Origin of the sequence: Faecalicatena contorta, assembly GCF_021531995.1 — a bacterium.
Taxonomy (GTDB): Bacteria; Bacillota; Clostridia; order Lachnospirales; family Lachnospiraceae; genus Dorea_A; species Dorea_A contorta_A.
This window is the reverse complement of the sequence record NZ_JAFBIZ010000019.1, coordinates 1-17325: the sequence shown is the minus strand read 5'-3', so window position 1 is coordinate 17325 and position 17325 is coordinate 1. Positions and strand designations below refer to the sequence as shown.

General features: G+C 41.0%; 14 protein-coding genes and 1 pseudogene. All 15 read right to left on the bottom strand.

Features of this window, described 5'->3' with window-relative positions; genetic code table 11:
- Nucleotides 1–77: 77 nt before the first annotated feature.
- The 15 genes and pseudogenes from JQM82_RS04200 to JQM82_RS04130 all read right to left on the bottom strand — a co-directional run bounded on the left by JQM82_RS04200 (nt 78) and on the right by JQM82_RS04130 (nt 17074).
- Nucleotides 78–212: a hypothetical protein gene (locus tag JQM82_RS04200; RefSeq protein ID WP_331472766.1), complete on the bottom strand. Its 135-nt coding sequence runs from the start codon at nt 210–212 to the stop codon at nt 78–80.
- A gap of 68 nt (nt 213–280) precedes the next feature.
- Nucleotides 281–1873: an L-serine ammonia-lyase, iron-sulfur-dependent, subunit alpha gene (locus JQM82_RS04195; protein WP_235248783.1), complete on the bottom strand. Its 1593-nt coding sequence runs from the start codon at nt 1871–1873 to the stop codon at nt 281–283.
- A gap of 155 nt (nt 1874–2028) precedes the next feature.
- A complete protein-coding gene (locus JQM82_RS04190; RefSeq protein ID WP_235248782.1) occupies nt 2029–4083 on the bottom strand; it encodes an amino acid permease in 2055 nt (684 codons plus the stop codon).
- 159 nt (nt 4084–4242) lie between these two features.
- A complete protein-coding gene (locus tag JQM82_RS04185; RefSeq protein WP_235248781.1) occupies nt 4243–6753 on the bottom strand; it encodes a YfhO family protein in 2511 nt (836 codons plus the stop codon).
- A complete protein-coding gene (locus JQM82_RS04180; RefSeq protein ID WP_235248780.1) occupies nt 6737–7690 on the bottom strand; it encodes a glycosyltransferase family 2 protein in 954 nt (317 codons plus the stop codon). The genes JQM82_RS04185 and JQM82_RS04180 overlap by 17 nt, the downstream gene beginning before the upstream one ends.
- A gap of 3 nt (nt 7691–7693) precedes the next feature.
- Nucleotides 7694–8080 carry a GtrA family protein gene (locus tag JQM82_RS04175; protein WP_235248779.1) on the bottom strand — a complete coding sequence of 129 codons (387 nt, stop codon included), beginning with the start codon at nt 8078–8080 and terminating at the stop codon, nt 7694–7696.
- Between the two features lie 358 nt (nt 8081–8438).
- Nucleotides 8439–9446, bottom strand: coding sequence for a glycosyltransferase family 4 protein (locus JQM82_RS04170; protein ID WP_235248778.1), 1008 nt, complete (start codon nt 9444–9446; stop codon nt 8439–8441).
- 17 nt (nt 9447–9463) lie between these two features.
- On the bottom strand, nt 9464–10096 hold the full coding sequence (locus JQM82_RS04165) for a TVP38/TMEM64 family protein (RefSeq protein ID WP_235248777.1): 633 nt from the start codon (nt 10094–10096) through the stop codon (nt 9464–9466).
- Nucleotides 10050–11222, bottom strand: a complete 1173-nt coding sequence (locus JQM82_RS04160) for a glycosyltransferase family 4 protein (protein WP_235248775.1) — start codon at nt 11220–11222, stop codon at nt 10050–10052. Before JQM82_RS04160 ends, JQM82_RS04165 begins: the two co-directional genes overlap by 47 nt.
- A gap of 450 nt (nt 11223–11672) precedes the next feature.
- Nucleotides 11673–12238, bottom strand: a pseudogene (locus JQM82_RS04155) (MATE family efflux transporter).
- A 29-nt stretch (nt 12239–12267) separates the two neighbouring features.
- Entirely contained in the window at nt 12268–12492 is a 225-nt protein-coding gene (locus JQM82_RS04150) for a hypothetical protein (protein WP_235248774.1), read from the bottom strand.
- A 387-nt stretch (nt 12493–12879) separates the two neighbouring features.
- Nucleotides 12880–13485, bottom strand: coding sequence for a sugar O-acetyltransferase (locus JQM82_RS04145; RefSeq protein WP_235248773.1), 606 nt, complete (start codon nt 13483–13485; stop codon nt 12880–12882).
- 518 nt (nt 13486–14003) lie between these two features.
- Complete coding sequence (locus JQM82_RS04140) at nt 14004–15107, bottom strand: hypothetical protein (protein ID WP_235248772.1); 1104 nt, start codon at nt 15105–15107, stop codon at nt 14004–14006.
- 17 nt (nt 15108–15124) lie between these two features.
- Nucleotides 15125–16429 (bottom strand): AAA family ATPase, encoded by a 1305-nt coding sequence (locus JQM82_RS04135; RefSeq protein ID WP_235248771.1) that lies wholly within the window; start codon nt 16427–16429, stop codon nt 15125–15127.
- A 354-nt stretch (nt 16430–16783) separates the two neighbouring features.
- Nucleotides 16784–17074, bottom strand: a complete 291-nt coding sequence (locus JQM82_RS04130; RefSeq protein WP_235248770.1) for a hypothetical protein — start codon at nt 17072–17074, stop codon at nt 16784–16786.
- Nucleotides 17075–17325 lie beyond the last annotated feature (251 nt).

The following is a 17325-nucleotide window of genomic DNA, read 5'->3' as shown; positions in this document are numbered from 1 at the left end:
TCTCATTTTAATATTCTTTTAAAATAGCTTCTATTGCCATTAATTCCTGTTCTGCAGACTTTGGTCAATACTTGCCATCAGATATTTTCTTCTGCAGAGCCGGGAACAGGGCCATAATTATTCGCAAGATCAAAATGCGTAATTCCCTGATCAAACGCCTCAAAAAGCATTTCCTTCATGTTGTCATAACGTTTTTCACTGGCCTGATTCATATTTTTCTCCTTCATTATTTATGATATCATTCTATGAATTATTATAATGAATCATCCTGACAGGTAAATCAGTCCTCATCCTCTTTAAAATGCCTCTCTGTTTTCTTCAGGATCTCCAACGCCGTTCTGGTCTTGCCAAGCCCTCCGAAAGTACATCGAAGCTCCAGCGGCAGGGAACGCCCAATCTCGTAGATTGCCTGAATCGTCTCATCCAGCGGGATCACTTTATCATATCCGGCAAGGATCATATTGGCGCTGGAGATCGCATTGCTTCCGCCCATGATATTTTTCCCAAGACAAGGAACCTCCACACGATTACCGACCGGATCACATGCAAGTCCTGTGATGTTCTGAAGCGCGACAGATGCAGCATCCACACACTGCCCGATGGTGCCGCCCATCATCTGTACGACTGCAGCAGCGGCCATACCGGATCCCGCTCCACATTCCACCTGACAACCTCCGACTTCCGCCGAAAATGTCGCCTGCTCCGCAAAAAACACACCGATCAGTCCCGCAACAAACAACCCTTTCACCATCTCTTCCCCGGAAAGATCCATGGCGTGTCCCAGACCGATAATCGTACCCGGAAGACATCCACAGGAGCCACATGTCGGAGCCGCTACAATCAATCCCATGGAGCTTTTGGTTTCCATGACGGCGGTAATCGATTTGATGACCATATTAAGCGGAGTACACGGAACCAGCTTACCTTCCCTCTCTGCCTGATCTATCTTCTGCGACTGTGCTCCCAGAATCCTGTCCTGATACTGTGTTCCGCTCAGCCCATCGTCTACTGCATTCTCCATAATCTTCAGTATCTCATTCATCTGGTCAATGACCGCCTCTTTTGTTGTGCCTCCCCTGCAGCTTTCGTAATATACGCCATACTCCCAGGCTTCCATCGGATGCATATCTGCATATTCCAGAAGTTCTTCCGCTGTAGAATATGGAACTGCACAGTCTCCACCGGAATGCGTCGGAAGGACCGGTTTCAGGTACATGATATCTGTAACCCCTTCCAGTTCTTTCAGCGCTTTCAACACTTTATCATCGATAGAAGAGGCATATTTCATATTGATCAATAATCTTCCTGATCCGCTTTCTTTCAGCGTATAATCACTGTCACCTGTCAGACTCCGAATTTTCTCCTCATACTTCTGTTCCTCCGGTTCTTTTCCATCACAGATGACCAGAAGTTCATAGAAGTCCCCACAGATCGTTACCCTGAATTCTTCCAGTTTCTGCACCTCTATCATTCCACCACCCACAGCGATTGCTTCCCAGCGGCGTACTTTTCCCGTCTCATCCGTAATTTCCATCCGGTAATTCCCAGGATGAACTGCTCCATAGTAAAGGATCCGGTATTCAATATCTATCCCGGCTTCTTTTGCGAGTCTCTCATACTGATCCACATCCGGATCTGAAAGTGGCATATCCATCAACCCACAGGCGAATCCCATATCCGTTCCATGTCCCGTATGAGAGGCAGCAAGTGATCCATTGATATCAAAATCCACGACCGCTTTTACAATCCTTCCCGGCATTGACTGCCTCACAAGATTCGCAATCCTGTCTGCTCCCGCCACATGAGAACTGGATGGACCACGCATGACTGGTCCGATTACATCATTAAAAATACTGCATGGAAGTTTTTCCATCCTCTTTCTCCTCCATTTCCAACCATTTTGTAATTATACCATTCCCTTTCTTCTTTTACATCAAAATTCCAAAAGAGTCTGAAAACAACAAAAAAGATCCCAATCATATAATCAGGGATTGCTGTAAATACATTTACAACAATCCCTGATATGATCTAAACCTCTAATCCGGTTGTTTTCTTCCCTTTTTCTTCGGCCTCTCGTCTGCAGATCTCTTCAAAGTCTTCGATTGCATCTTCAGATCCCATCATCCAGAGTGTATCTCCCGCTTCAATCAGTGTTGTAGCAGTCGGAAGTTCAAGAATCTTGCTGTAAGGAGTCTTTAATCCTACGATCATCAGATGATAGCGATCCTGTATTCTGGATTCACGAATCAACATATCGCAGAATGTATCCGTCTGTAATACGGTGTATTCAATACAACTAAGCGGAGACTGCTTCTCTGTATCACCATATCCCATGAAATCTTTTAATGAAGAAACAGAATATTTTGGTCCAACATCCTGATAATCACGGAACCTGTCAAGCGCTTTTGCAACACCGACTGCAAACACACGATCACCGGCATATACATGAACACTTCCGCCGGGAACCAGAATCATCTCTGTCTTTCTCTCAATCTTAATAATAAATACATTCTGTCTGCGTCCCCAATACAGTTCGGTAAGCGTCTTTCCCGCATATTCCGCATCTTTCGGAACTACGAAAGACATAACTTTGTAATCGCTCTCGAAGCTGTCCACAAATCCTGGTAACGTAATCGTAGAATTTGATTCTGACATACTCGCAAAGAGGAACGCAGCTCTTGTAAGTGTTGAATACTGCTTTCTTGCCCTGTAATCTTTCAGATACAGCACTCCACCGGCGAGCATCCATGCTGCAAAGATGAAGATGGCTCCTCCACCCATGAATACCGGATGACCCGGCACAAACAGGAGAATGAATAATCCCGTCATACAGATGGCCGCAAACCATGCCATAGGAAGCCCGCCCGGAATCTTATATGGTCTCTTTAATGCAGGCTCTTTCTTTCTGAGAACGATCAGACAAAATGCTGTGATCATCCAGCTTGCAACATATCCCGCAGCAGAGAAGCTGGTAAGAGCACCAATCAGGCCACTTCCTAAAAACGGTCCGATCAGAGACGCAACCAGACTGACCTTCAGTGCATTGACTGGTGTTTTATACACCGAATGCTGCTTTGACAAACTGAACGGCACAATACTCACTCTTGCCATAGCCATGAGTATCTGTGAAGATGCCATCATAAATCCGTTCCAGGTCGTAAGGAGACCACAGACCGCACCAAATAAAATCAGCACATATAAAATATTTCCAACCGCACCCGGATAAAGAGAACGGAACATCAGCGCCGCAGCCGGGTTTGAAAATTGGATAAAATCTTTCCACGGAAGAGCTCCGCCTAATGTAAAAAGAAGCAATGCGTAGAAAAGACAGGATAGTACAACTGTGATGACAACCGTTTTTCCTACTCCTTTCGTATCTCCTCCGGCACTTTCAATTCCCTGAGGGATCGTCTCAAATCCCGCGAGGAAGAATGGTACGGATGCAAGAATAGACGCCATACCACCGATAAATGAACTGTGGCTTCCTGTGCCTGTATTCTCATAAAACGGCTGCAGGTTTCCAATGTCAAACCTGATCGCAGCACAGATCATTGCCAGGATACCGGCTCCAACCAGAGCCATGCAAAGTATTTTTTGCAATGTTGCGGATGATGCAACACCTTTTTTATTAATCGAATAAAGAACAACCGAAATAATTGTTCCAAGAATAATATGACCGATGTAAATATCTGCTCCCGCCAGTGTATATAACGGCGATCCCGCTTTCAAGATCGGGAAAACAATACTCAGAATATCTACAACATAGATTGCCTCCCACGGAATAATCGTAATAAACGCTCCGAATGCAGCCCATCCGGAAATAAACGCAATTCTGTCACCGAATGCACGAAATGCATACGCCATACCACCACCGGATACCGGAAGCATCGTACACAGCTCACAATAACAAAGCGCAATCGGTACCATAAGAACCATTGCCACCATATATCCCGCCGCAGCCGGCAAAGGCCCTCCACTACCGTTCATCCAGCTGTTGATTGAAACTGCCCAGCCAACTCCAACAATTGCCCCGAAACCGATACAGAAAAAATCGATCGCGGATACACCTTTCTTGTTCTCCATTTGTTCATTTCCTCCCATAACATTCCTTCAAGTAGCATAATCAAATACTCTGCTTTCCTTTATGATTTATTATACTATTTGTTTTTTCAATCTCCAATAGACTTTGTTACGGATCTTTTTTATGACACCTAAAAAATACATTGGAATTTTCTGAGTTTGTTATATTTTCGTCTTATTTTCTTTGCAAACCATTAATAAAATAAACATCACCGCTCCTATCATACTCAATATTTTTCCTGTCATCACTCCCGGTGCATGATAAATCATCTCAATCTCATGCTTTCCTTTCTGCATTTTCATACCTAGAAATGCAGTATTCGCCTTCTCATATGCTGTTTCTTTGCCATCTATTAATATCTCAAAATTTTCATCATAAGGAATCGACGTGATCAGATAACCTTCTTTATCTCCTTCCACGGTTCCTTTGATAATATTTCCTTTTGTCCCCTCTTGATCTGGCTGAAATTCCGACTGAACAAGTTCATTTCGTTGATCTTCCAAAGTCGTTTCCTTCCATATATAACTGTTCAAATGGGTAATCTCGTAATCTCCTGCTCCAAACTTTATGTCGATCTTTGTCTGCCCTTCTTTCAGCGGAATTGCATAAGTAAATTCTTCATTTTCATTGTAATAGAGATGTGTATTGGCCGTCAGCTTATTGCGGATTCCTTCCACCCATATCGACACATCTTTTGAAGGGCAATGATTGTTTACTTTAAATTGCAGAAAAAACAGATCTCCTACATTTGCTTCGGGAATCTCCACGGTATGATCAACACTTTCCTGTGACTGGATTTTCTTATTTTCAAATAGCAGATTCAGTTTCTGAAGTCCTGCGCTCCAATCTTCCTTATCTACAGTTTTCTCTGTTTCATCCTCCACTACAGCACACTCCAGCAATGCAAGCTGGTTATAAGGAAATTCTAATTTGCGATACTCTTCTTCTGATATCAACCGTTTTGTCACATACGCAATCGGTAAAACGTCTTTATTTTCATACACGTTCTCCGCAATTTTTTCATATCCAGGAACATCCTTGTCAGAAATTATGTATTTGATTCCCATCACTCTTTGGAATATAGGATTTTTAGGGCTCGACTGCATAAACATGTTTCTATATGGCTGCTCTGTCTGAAATATTTCTGTTCGAAAATCCTGATACGCTTCATGATACACAGAAGAATATACGGAAGATACATATTGATCCACGGACCAGATACGATTAATATTAGCCGCATCTTCCGTAACCGTTCCACTTTGTTCCAGCCGGTAAAGCCCTTGCTCTTGTTTTGCTATCTCTTCAATCGTGGTCTGTGTATTATTATCTGTGACCTGCTCATAAAAAGCAGGATCAATGAGCATGTCTGCATTCTTATGAAGCATTACACCATAAACAGCCAAAAAGATAAGCGGTGGCAAAATGAGAAACTGCATACATTTTTTCCAATAGCATATCAAAAAACAGACTGCCATAATAGTCGCATCAATAAGCAATAATATCCAGTATTCCTTGTTCCCGATCTGTTCTTTTTTTATACCGATCAGCAGAATCGTAAAAAGAAACGGAAACAGTCCTGTCAAAAATGGAATCTCACCTTTTCTCTGCTTTTCCATGTATTTTGCCATCAGATAGCATAACAGTGGGAGAAACGGTATCATCACTTTATCACGGACATAAAGACCACCATTCAACAGCCATGCAAAAAGAGGCACACTTAATATTATAATACAGCCAATATGCAGCCACCTTTCGTTTTTCTTTCTATATGTTAAGCCGGAGATCAAAACTGTAATTACAAGTGTCGTCAATCCGATTCCACACGGTGCATACACAACCCGGAAGATCTGTATATCCGGAATAAACAGCTTCCAGAATGATACCGGTGTTCCGCCGGTTCTTCCATTCATAAGAACACATGCTGTCGGCACCAGAAGTACCGCACTCATCAACACGGCAATCAGCACCGGAAAGAGGAACTGTATGCCATCCCATAAAAATGTTCGAAGCCTGATTCTTTCCTGTGATATTTCCTTGCTTTCCACATACCTGGAAATCCCGTACAAGACAAGGACAAGCATCCCTCCGACACTAAAATAAAAACTTGTTAAAATCATCATCCATACACCCAATGTATAGACTCCTGCTCTTCGCTTTTCAAAATACCGGTCGACACCAATCAGTGCCATACACAAAAAGGGCATGTAATTCACAAACATGATCTGGTTATAAGAATGATAAATCATCGGTCCGGACAACAGGAATAACACTGATACGAAAAAGCTGATATAATGTGAAATTCCTCTGTGAAGCAGCCACCGGTAACACAGTAACACCGCAATCACCAAATGAATCATCATCGCCGCCATGAGATAGGTTCCCATCTCTACACCGGGCAACAGATAAGAAATCAACACAACCGGACTATATAATCCATAGTAAGAAAAATTATAAATGTTTTGTCCACCGCCGATGTTCGCAGCAAATTCCGGAAAAAGCTGACCGGTATCATAAAACAGTTGCCGAAAATACTCCGGCAACACACTGTGCTGGCTGATCCAGTCAACTTTCGAACCGAAGACACCATTTCTGATACAAAACAGCCAGCAGAAAAACAATGTTAACAAAGCCAGGATAATATAGGGCAGTTTTGTCTTAATCTTTTTCTCCATCGTTATTCTCCTCGCTTGAGTCCTTCAGAATATATATCGGACGATGCTTTGTTTCCAGATAAGTTTTTGCCAGATACTGCCCGACAATTCCTGTACAGAGAAGCTGTACACCTCCAACCATAAATGTAATACATACAAGAGACGGCCATCCGTCTACCGGATCTCCCCATACGGCCGTTCGTACCACAATTACAAGAATCATCAGAAACGACAATACGCAAAATACAAGTCCGATGACAGACGCAAGCGAAAGCGGAGCAACGGAAAATCCCATAATCCCTTCCAAAGAATAGGTAAATAATTTTCGAAGCGACCATTTTGTCTCTCCCGCAGACCGCTCAACATTTTCATATTCCAGCCACTTTGTTCGAAACCCAACCCATTCAAAAATCCCTTTTGAAAAACGATTATACTCACTCATCTCCAGCACAGCGTCCACCATCTTTCGCTTCATTAACCGATAGTCTCTTGCTCCGTTCACAATCTCCGTCTTAGAGATGCGGTTGATAAATTTATAAAACGACTCTGATAAAAAGGAACGAATTTTCGGCTCCCCTTCTCTCGTAGAACGCCTGGTAGCAACATTGTCATATCCCTCTTCTTCCAATATCTGATACATTTTTGGCAAAAGTTCCGGTGGATCCTGAAGATCCACATCCATAATCGCCACATAATCACCGTCTGCATTTTTTAATCCTGCATAAATTGCCGCCTCCTTCCCAAAATTTCTGGAAAAAGATAAATACTGGCATTTTCCATCTAAAGTATGCAGATCTTTCATCACCGATAATGTTCCATCTGTCGAGCCATCATCCACAAATAACAATTCCATATCCACATCCTGCATCCGGAGCATAATATTACACATTTCTTTATAATAAACCGGCAATGCCTCCTGCTCATTATAACATGGTACAATTACAGTTAATTTTTTCATCTTTTACACCTCCCGCTTCCGGAATATATAACATTTACTCAGAACATAATTCATCACAATGACAACAAATTGAAGCACTGTTTTTGAAACTATCTCTGATATCCGGAATTCTTCTGTAAATAAATACATTCCCCAGACTTCTACGAATAAGGATATTCCTCGCATCCCGACAAAACGGATGCATTCTTTTACGATATATTCCTTTTCTTTCTGCCTGAAAACGAAGTATTTATTCACAACAAATGCAAATACAATTGCGGTCAAAACAGCAATTACGTTGGCAGGCTGCATCCCACACCCGGTTCCATACCTTAATACCGAAAACACTCCAATATTTACCCCAGTAGTACAGACACCGGCAAACACATAACGAATCATCTCATACTGCATTCTCATCACCTCGCTGTATACTGTAACAAAATCCTCTTAAGTCTTTCCTCAATTCTGCCTTAATCTTTCTTAAGATTTTCTGCATATTTCCTAATAATTGTTATAAATTTCTCTGGTATAACAAATGGACTGCCTATGAATTCATCAATCCGATTTTCCATTTTGCACCGCCTCAGGGTAATGAAGAATTCTGACCGGATACCTGGAAGTGTTAAAACTGAAGAAATCCCCCGATATGCAGGAAGAGTATCTAAACCGTTGTCTTCAAAAAGCTGAACATCCCAGTATAGAAAGCAATCATATTGGATTGAGAAGTGTTGAAAAATGATGTCTCTTCTTAACGGAAGAATTCTTTATTCTATCCTTTCCCGTTAAGATGTGCCATCTGATATATTTCATTCAAACGGAAGCCCGTCTGACAGATGCTGTGTTCTTTCGCAAGTTTTCTCCCTTGCTCTGTCATATCCTTACAATCCTCGTGTAATACAGATTCAAGTTTCTTTTGAAACTCATCTACATCAGAAGCCTTATATACGCACCTGTTTTCCTCCAGCCATTCTTTGTACACCGGTATATCTCTCACGATTACCGGAACTTCACAGGCTAACGCTTCTAATACTACAATTCCTTCTGTCTCTTCATAACTAAAAAATGCAAAAGCATCCGCACCACAATATGCGGCTTTTAATTCCTGTGGTTTCACATATCCCGCAAAAATTACATTTTCCGGCTTTTTCCGAACTGCTCGTTTTACACTTTGCTTCACTGCCAGGCTGTTTCCCCCACCAAACCAGACAAACAATACTTCCGGCATTCTTTCCGCAAGTTTCAGGAAATCAAAAATCCCCTTTCTGGGTATCAAATGGCCCGCAGAAATCACCACTTTCTTCTCCTCGGGAATTTGATATTTTGCGCGAAACTTTCGTCCTGCCTCTATATCTCTACAAAAGAAATCTGTATCTACGCCATTTGTAATAGAATACACCGGTGGTGTTAATCCATATCCCAAAAGCAGCCTTTTGGAGTATTCCGTGGGTGTCAGAACTACATCTCCCTTACTATAACAATGACAAATCCATTTTTTAAAAAGAGCTGCAGCCTGATTAGATCCAATAAATGAATTCCGAAAATCCTCCATCGTAGAATGCCCATAATAGACAACTTTTTTCCCCTGTCTTCTGGCAATATCTGCGACAAGCAGAGAATCCGGAAATACTGTATTAATATGTACCAGCGTTGCATCTTTCCAGCTCTCTGTTAAAGGTGCACCTGTCTTTCTCAACATTTGCTCCTGATGATGAATTGCGCTTCCCACTCCACTTTTACCAACCAGCGAAAGCCCGCCTTTGTATATGTATATTCGCATTTCCGCCATACCTCCTGTCAACCTTGCAGCACACGAAATACTCCCGTAAGCCCCATACTGTATAATGCAATCGAAAAAGGCTTTCCCAAAAGAATAATACAAATAAACTGTCTCCATGTCATAGCAGTTGTCCCGGCCAGATAACAGAGCAGATCATCCGGTGCTACCGGGAAAAATATTGCTATTGCAAACATTTTTAAAAATCTGCTATCCTTGCTTGTCCATGATTCAAATATCTGAATTTGCCTTTTGGAAAATTTTTTCTCAAAAGCGGTTCTTCCCAGATTCTTTGCAATTCCGAATGCCACCATAGATCCCATACAAATTCCCACGTAATTGCATAAAAATCCAACCCATGAACCATAAAGCAAAACTCCTGCCAGGCAGCTGATACCTCCCGGTAAAATCGGGAACACCACCTGCACAATCTGAAATAACACAAAGAAAACGATTCCTGCTCCTCCAAATCTTTTCACAAACGTCTGCAATGACGACACGGAATGAAAGCATCCACTTTTATATCCCCATAACGCTACCACAACACAGAAAATCAATCCCACAAAAGATATGATATTTCCAAGACTTCTGGTATGATTCTGGGAATCAGGCTGCATCTGTTCGTTCCGTTCTTTTTTTGGCTTTCTGTTCATAAATTTGCTCCACTTTTTTGCAGAATCCTTCAGCAGAAAACAGGCCTGCTGATTCTTTTGCATTCTGGCACATTCTATGTTTTTCGTCCTCATCCTTGTCCTCCCAACCTGTCAGATATGTTAGAAATTCTTCTGCATTTTCGTATTGCCATCCATTGTTTCCTTCTACTATCACACCATCCAGACAATCATCTCTTCGACATAAAAGCGGCAGTCCGGAGGCAAGTGCCTCCCCGTAAGTCATACCCTGTGTCTCACTTGTAGAAGCACTGACAAAAAGATCTCCTGCCTGATAATATTTCCCCACCTCCGCCTGTGGGACCATTCCCGTAAACACTACACAATCTTCTAAATGCAGCTTTTTAACATGTTCCTCCAGCGTATTCCTGTATGGTCCATCTCCTACAATCATCAGAACCGTTCCATACTCCCTGGCTTCTGTTTGATAGGAAATCAACTCTTCTACATTTTTCTCTTTCGCCAGTCTTCCTACATATAAAAGCACTTTTGTCTCCGGCCCGATCGAATACTTTGCTCTGATCCGCTCTCTCCAATTATCTGCCTCCTCTATTTCATACTGAGAGATGTGTATGCCGGAAGGCACCACCCACAACGGGCAATCCACCTGATATCCCTCCAGTATTTTCCTGATTTTTTCACTGGGAGCAATCATTCCGCACACCTGCCCGGATAACCTTTTGGTAATTATCTGTACGATTTCTTTCCCCCATTTTTTTCTCGGTGAAAAGTAATGCGTATAATCTTCATAGATTGTATGATATGTATGCACAATAGGAATATTTAATTCTGAAGCAATCTTTTTCGCAAGGAAAAAGGTCGAAAATTCACATTGTGAATGAATAATATCCGGCTGCCAGTCTAACAGTTCCTGGATATATTTTTCCGAAACCGGCAGTTTAAATCTCGCCTCCGGATATATTTTCCCCACACTCACGGAACCAATATAAAACACATCGTCTTCTACATAAGAACGACAAGTTCTGGATAACGTTAGAATCTTTACATCATGTCCCGATCTTCTAAGTTCACTTGTCAGTATTTTTACAGAGGTTACCACTCCGTTAATCACAGGTTCATACCAATCTGTAGTAATCAAAATCTTCATAGCGTTTAATCTCCTGTCTGTTATATTCTATTTGAAAAGAATAACATCAGCAGTTAAATTTTCTATTTGGAAATTTTTAAATATTTTATAAATATTTTGCTTAGAAATATTAAATATTTTATAAATGATTCTTCCTTCTGTATACGGCACGAACATTTTGTTCCATGTTTTTCGCGGAAAATATGAATCCCCAGAGGGCTCAGCTGCCCTCTGGGGATAGTCAAGTTCTATCATATATCATTCCTTCATCTTCTTCAGGCCTCGCAGGTAATGACCGTTCATCATTTCCACCAGTCCCGCCACCACCGCAAGTGTCATGCCCCAGGCGAAGGATCTGATGGCGGAGATTGCTGCGATGATGCGAAAGGTATTGTAAGATGAATTTGGGATTTTCCAATTTCCAGGTCGATTTCCGATCCAGGCACCTCCCTTTCACTTAGATTGTCAAAATCAACAGGTTGCCGGATTCATTTTTGCTTTCATTTTCCGCATTGTGAAGATATACAGTACTGCAACCAGCACCAGGGAAAGCACATCCGCCACAGGCTGTGCCCACACAAGACCCGTAATGCCAAGCAGGCTCTGCATGATAAACACGGCGGGAATGTATATGATCCCCTGTCGGCTCAGATTCACAACAAACGCCGCCGTGGCAGCACCCATGGCCTGAAGCGCGTTGCAAAGCACATAAAAAAGGCCGAACAGGAAGCTCGTACTCAGCAGAATGCGTGAGAACTGCAGTCCGTAATCAAATGCTGTCTGGTCCGTCAGGAAAGCGTGTACGATCTGCTCCGTAAACAGGTAACAGATTCCTGTCATCACAACGCTGAGCAGCAGTGCAAACACAAGGGAGAAATTCATAATCTTTTTGAATCGTTCCCACTTCTTTGCCCCTACACAAAACCCGATCAGGGCTGGACGCCCTGGCCCATGCCTGCGCAGATCATGCCGGTGATCATGGTCACCTTCGCTGCCACGCCCATGCCCGCAACAGCCATATTCCCATAATGGGCCATCTGTCCGTTCAGGATGATCTGGGAGACACTCATGAGCAGAGACCCCAGAGAAGCGGGAATACCGGCATGGCCAGAGACACGGCAGCAATCAGAATATCGTCATGGGTCTGACCGATAAAGAACGTATCCGCCAGATTATAGATCAGCACCATCACCATGGCGGCCATTGCAGGCAGCACATTCTTCAGCACTGCCTGCGGAACAGGCGCATTGCTGAATACTTCCAGATTTTTGTTTTCCATTTTCTCTTCCATTGAAACCACCCTTCTAAAACAATCGCATGCTTTTAATCGTTAGCTATTGATTATGCAAAAATAAATACTCACTTTATGTGAGCACTTAACTTATTTGAAACTATCCTTCACTTTCTTGAGGAGTGAATAAAGGATTTCCTGTTCCGTCTCGGTCAGACCCAAAAGAAGCATCTCTTTCTCATGGATCATATCCCGCAGGACACATGATCTGCCCTATCAATGCCTCCTTTCTGGCGATAAATATAGCACACTATCGTTCTTACGTCAATAGCATGCGTTTGTTTTTATACAGATTTTATGATGTGTAACGCACATAGTATAATCAGGGGAACACTCATAACCATCAAGTGATGATGGGCAAAGAAAATGGAAATCGTATAAAACTGTTTATATTTCCACATCAAAAACTCTCTTCTTAAAATAGTATTTCCGGTCTTCTTCCGTGATCTCACGAATCACCCTGCAGGGATTGCCCGCAGCAGACACTCCGTCCGGAATGTCTCTGGTCACAACACTCCCTCCACCAATCACCACATTATTCCCAATCGACACTCCCGCCATAATCACGACGCTCCCGCCTATCCACACATTATCTCCGACAGTAATTGAGATACCGTATTCATAGCCGGAGTTTCTGGATTCATAATGTAACGGATGTCCGGCAGTATAAAAAGATACATTTGGCCCCAGCATGACATTTTTCCCTATTTTCACCTTTGCAACATCCAAAACTGTACAATTATAGTTTGCAAAGAAATTCTCTCCGACCTCTATGTTATAACCATAATCGCAATGAAATGGAGGCTCTACAAAAACAGACTCGCCGGTTTTTCCAAACAATTCCTTTAGCAGTCCCGGAATCCTGTGATACTGATCCGGGTGGACATGATTCAGTTCATATATCTTTCTTTTACATTCCAGACGTTCCCTGCTCAATACTTCATCAGATGCAATGTAGGGAAGTTCTGCAAGCATTCTTTCTTTTTGCTCCATTTTCAACAATCCTCAAATTTCAATTTTTCATTACTGTTAGCTTGTTATTGTATTCCCAAGCATCTATTTTGTCAAATATTTCCCAAGAAAATTCACAAAAATTTTCACTGGCTTTCTGATGAACTGCTGCCAGAATGTTGCCATGGATTAAGAATATCATAGAGAAGCAAAAACACACAACCCTCTCGTTTTTTTATACTCTTGCCAATTTACTTTTTAACAATCCAACGCCCATTTCTATTAGATCTTTCTCTTACAAGCAAGCTTTATTCCCGTAACTCTTTTATCGACTTCTGAACCTGTTTTCTTGATTCACGAACATCGTATGCGCGATGTATACCATTTAGACAAAGCTTCTTCAATTGCTGCATATAGATGATTAAAGAAACAATCTGTCTCCGCCCTATCAAGATGTTTAACACCCTTTTCCGTAATAACCGTATTTTGATAAATCTGAGCACATCACTAAGCACTTTTAACAGTAAGGAGGAAATGTAACTGTAAGAATATTCCTCAATTTATTTTCCAAACAAGCGTTTCCAAAATGATTTTTTCTCAGGAACATCTTTTTTTATTGATTTTTCATTCGCCTTATCAACTGTATTAACCGACGAAGCAATATTCACCTGAACCGGATACATGATAGTACATTCCCATTTTTCGCAACATCCATGAAGCAACGTCAATGCTTCAACAAATTTTGTAACATCAACTCCATCTCCTGCATCTATCAACTGTTTCTCAAATGTTCCATTCCATGCTGCAAGTAAAAGTCCAATTGCTGGAGTATACGGAATATACTCTATAAAATCTACACAGATAACTGCTTGCATATAAAAGGAGCATAACCCCATTGAAATGACCATTTCTTCCTTTTTAGCATCGTTCAAAGAATTCCACTGATCATATGTAAAATTTTTTTCTGTCATTCTTGTGTATAAACCGCTCTGAATGATACTGGCCATTTCACCTTTTGCAATTTCCATTGCCTGATTGAATGCTGGCTTTTCATGCATTTCTTTCAGGAAATCACTTAATTCCTTTTTCTCTTCACCCTTAGTTTCCCCTGGTTCTTTTTTAGAATTACTTTCTTCCGTTATTAACTCCTCAGCCACTTCATTTGTAGAAGTTTCTCGAACAGAAATCCATGGATATAATTGCATAATCAGCATTTCCCATTGAAAAAGACCTTTTTTCCCACCTAACGGAATTTGAAGCTCCAATGTCCATTTTGGATGTAATATATTGATTGAACCATCTAGCTTTTCAATTCTATTCAATACATTAAAAATTGTACATCCCAACACCTTTTGAATTTTGGGAGTGAAGCGCAAATATAATACTCCTGAATTGATATCTGGATTTAATGAAGCTAATCCCATATTTGAAAGCACTTTAATAACTGTCTCTTTGTCAACATCTCTTAAGGCTTCAAACTGGTCTGGTGTAATATGCCCTCCTGCATCAGTCGTTAACAACCCACAATGATTCTTTGCTTCTGAAAGTGCAAGTGTTTCAAGCTCTTCAAGTAATTTCCCAATCCGTTCATTTGACTCAGCCTTATCATATACCATCTCAATTTCATCAAGTTCGCAACTTCTCCAACCTATCTTTCTTTCCATTTTATCCACCACTCTTCTTATATTTTTGCAAGAGATGCATTCTTATATTGTTCATCTTCCGTTACTTCACGTAATACTTTAATTATATCAGGGAATCTTATTTCTTCATTCGGATTAGATAATTCAATTTCCATAATCGCCTGATCTGTCCAGAAAGGATATACATCAATCTCAAAATACTGATTTCCATCTGCAAGACAGTACCTGTCTTTACGGATAGGCTTTCTTGTTGGATCTGCATCCATTAAGCGTTCCAGATATTCGTCTTTTGTAAGTCTACGTTCAACTTCAACTCGCTTCAAACCACTAATTGTCTTTTTGCGGGTTTCGAAATAGATATAATTCCCTTTACTCCCACGCTGTCGGATGCGTATTTCATCCCCTTCAGGAGACTTTAAATACGTTTGAATAATCTCTACTTTTTTACAATTAGGGAGAACCTCCAATGCCTTTATATCAGGGTATTCTATCAAATATTTCCTTTCGATTTCATATGGTTCAGGCTCTCCTAAAAAGTTTGCAATCTCAGCAATCAAATGCTTCATTTTTTCTTCGAAACCTACTGAATTATCGATAATTCTAAGATGTGGGTGTCCTGTCCATGCTGCAATCAGCTTATCATCTAATGCAGCTGCTTCTTCAACTGTTTCAGTTCTGGCCGCATTATTTGCAGTAGTGTAAAACTTCTGTGCTCCTTTCGCTGCTGTAACAAGGTGAAATACGGCATCATAGTTGTCTCGCAATTCTACTTCATTTGCGTCAAGATAATTTAACGCTACTGCGAACTCCGCCTCTGTCATGTATGCTTTATTATCTAAAGCACCTCGATCACAAACAATAAGAATCTTTTCCGAATCCATAGTTCTGGCAGCATATTCAAATACTCTCTCCTTCTCCTGCTGCAGCTTCATCTGGCATTTCTGATATTCACTATTGGACGAACACGTCCAAGGGGCAACTCCACCGGAAATCAACTCTGTTGCTGTTTCTGGAACGAAGAGAACCGTATATCCTCTTTCGGTAAATGCATTTTGGATCCAACTCATTCCTGTTGTCTTTCCTGCGCAAGGACCACCTGTAATAACAATTTTAGTAATATTCATCTTTTTATCATCCTCTTTTGCCTTAAGCAATTCCTCTACAGATATCCCCCATAAGGCAGCCATTTTTCTTATTATCTGTACCTTCGGCTTAGCACTCCCATTTTCCCATTTTGAAATGGCTTTACCAGTAACGCCCAGTTTTCTTCCAAGCTCATTCTGAGAATCTCCGGATTGTTTTCTCTTTTCAAATATATACTTTCCGAAACTGTAATCATTCATATTCGACTCCCTCCCTCCATTGCAATTATACCACCAACTAATTATTTTTTGAATGATAGCGGTATCGAATAACAGTAGAACTTTTCTACAACTGGCGATATAACTATCCGGAAATGGGCACCTCGAGATTCGGGGCAAAGGTTCCGTTTCAGGAACTTTCTGACGAACTCATAAATGCTCTGAAAAAAGAGAATCAATAAAGAAATTCAAAAAGAAAAAACCTTACTGACTGCTCTTTCCAATTTTGGAAACAGTTCGTCAGCAAGGTTTTTATGTTAAAGAAATATATATACGCGATGCCATTTCATTGCCAAAAAAATAACGGAATTTGCTTGGAATCCGCACAGGTACTATTTATTCAACAACATAATCCTCTAAAGAATCAGATGTACGTATAAGCTCGTTCTGTCCCAAGTATAAAGTATCTCCATCCAATTCAAAATCATACTCTTTTTCACCTATTACCATAGTCTCACCGTCATGAATAAAATCATAATAGTCTGATCCATCCTCAATACTAAACCCAAAGAGGTTTACATACTGATAAGTACCATCCTCATAAAACTGTATAGCACGGTAAGTACCAACACTGTTAATCCACATAAATTTTTTCCCTTGTGCTTCTGCATCTTCTTTTTGCTGCACATAATCATCATATTGATCTACAACGCTTGGATTTTCCCCCCAACAACACCTGCAGATTTCTGGTTATTTTGACACGCAACCGTGAATATAATCAAGCATAACAAAAGAAACATCGATACAAATTTTTTCTCATAATACAATTCCCTCTGCATAAAATAAAACTGAAAAAATCATAATATTATTTTTTTAAATTAAAACCGACTGGTTTTTGCCACTTTGTTATATAAAAAAACAGGAGCAGTGACCACATT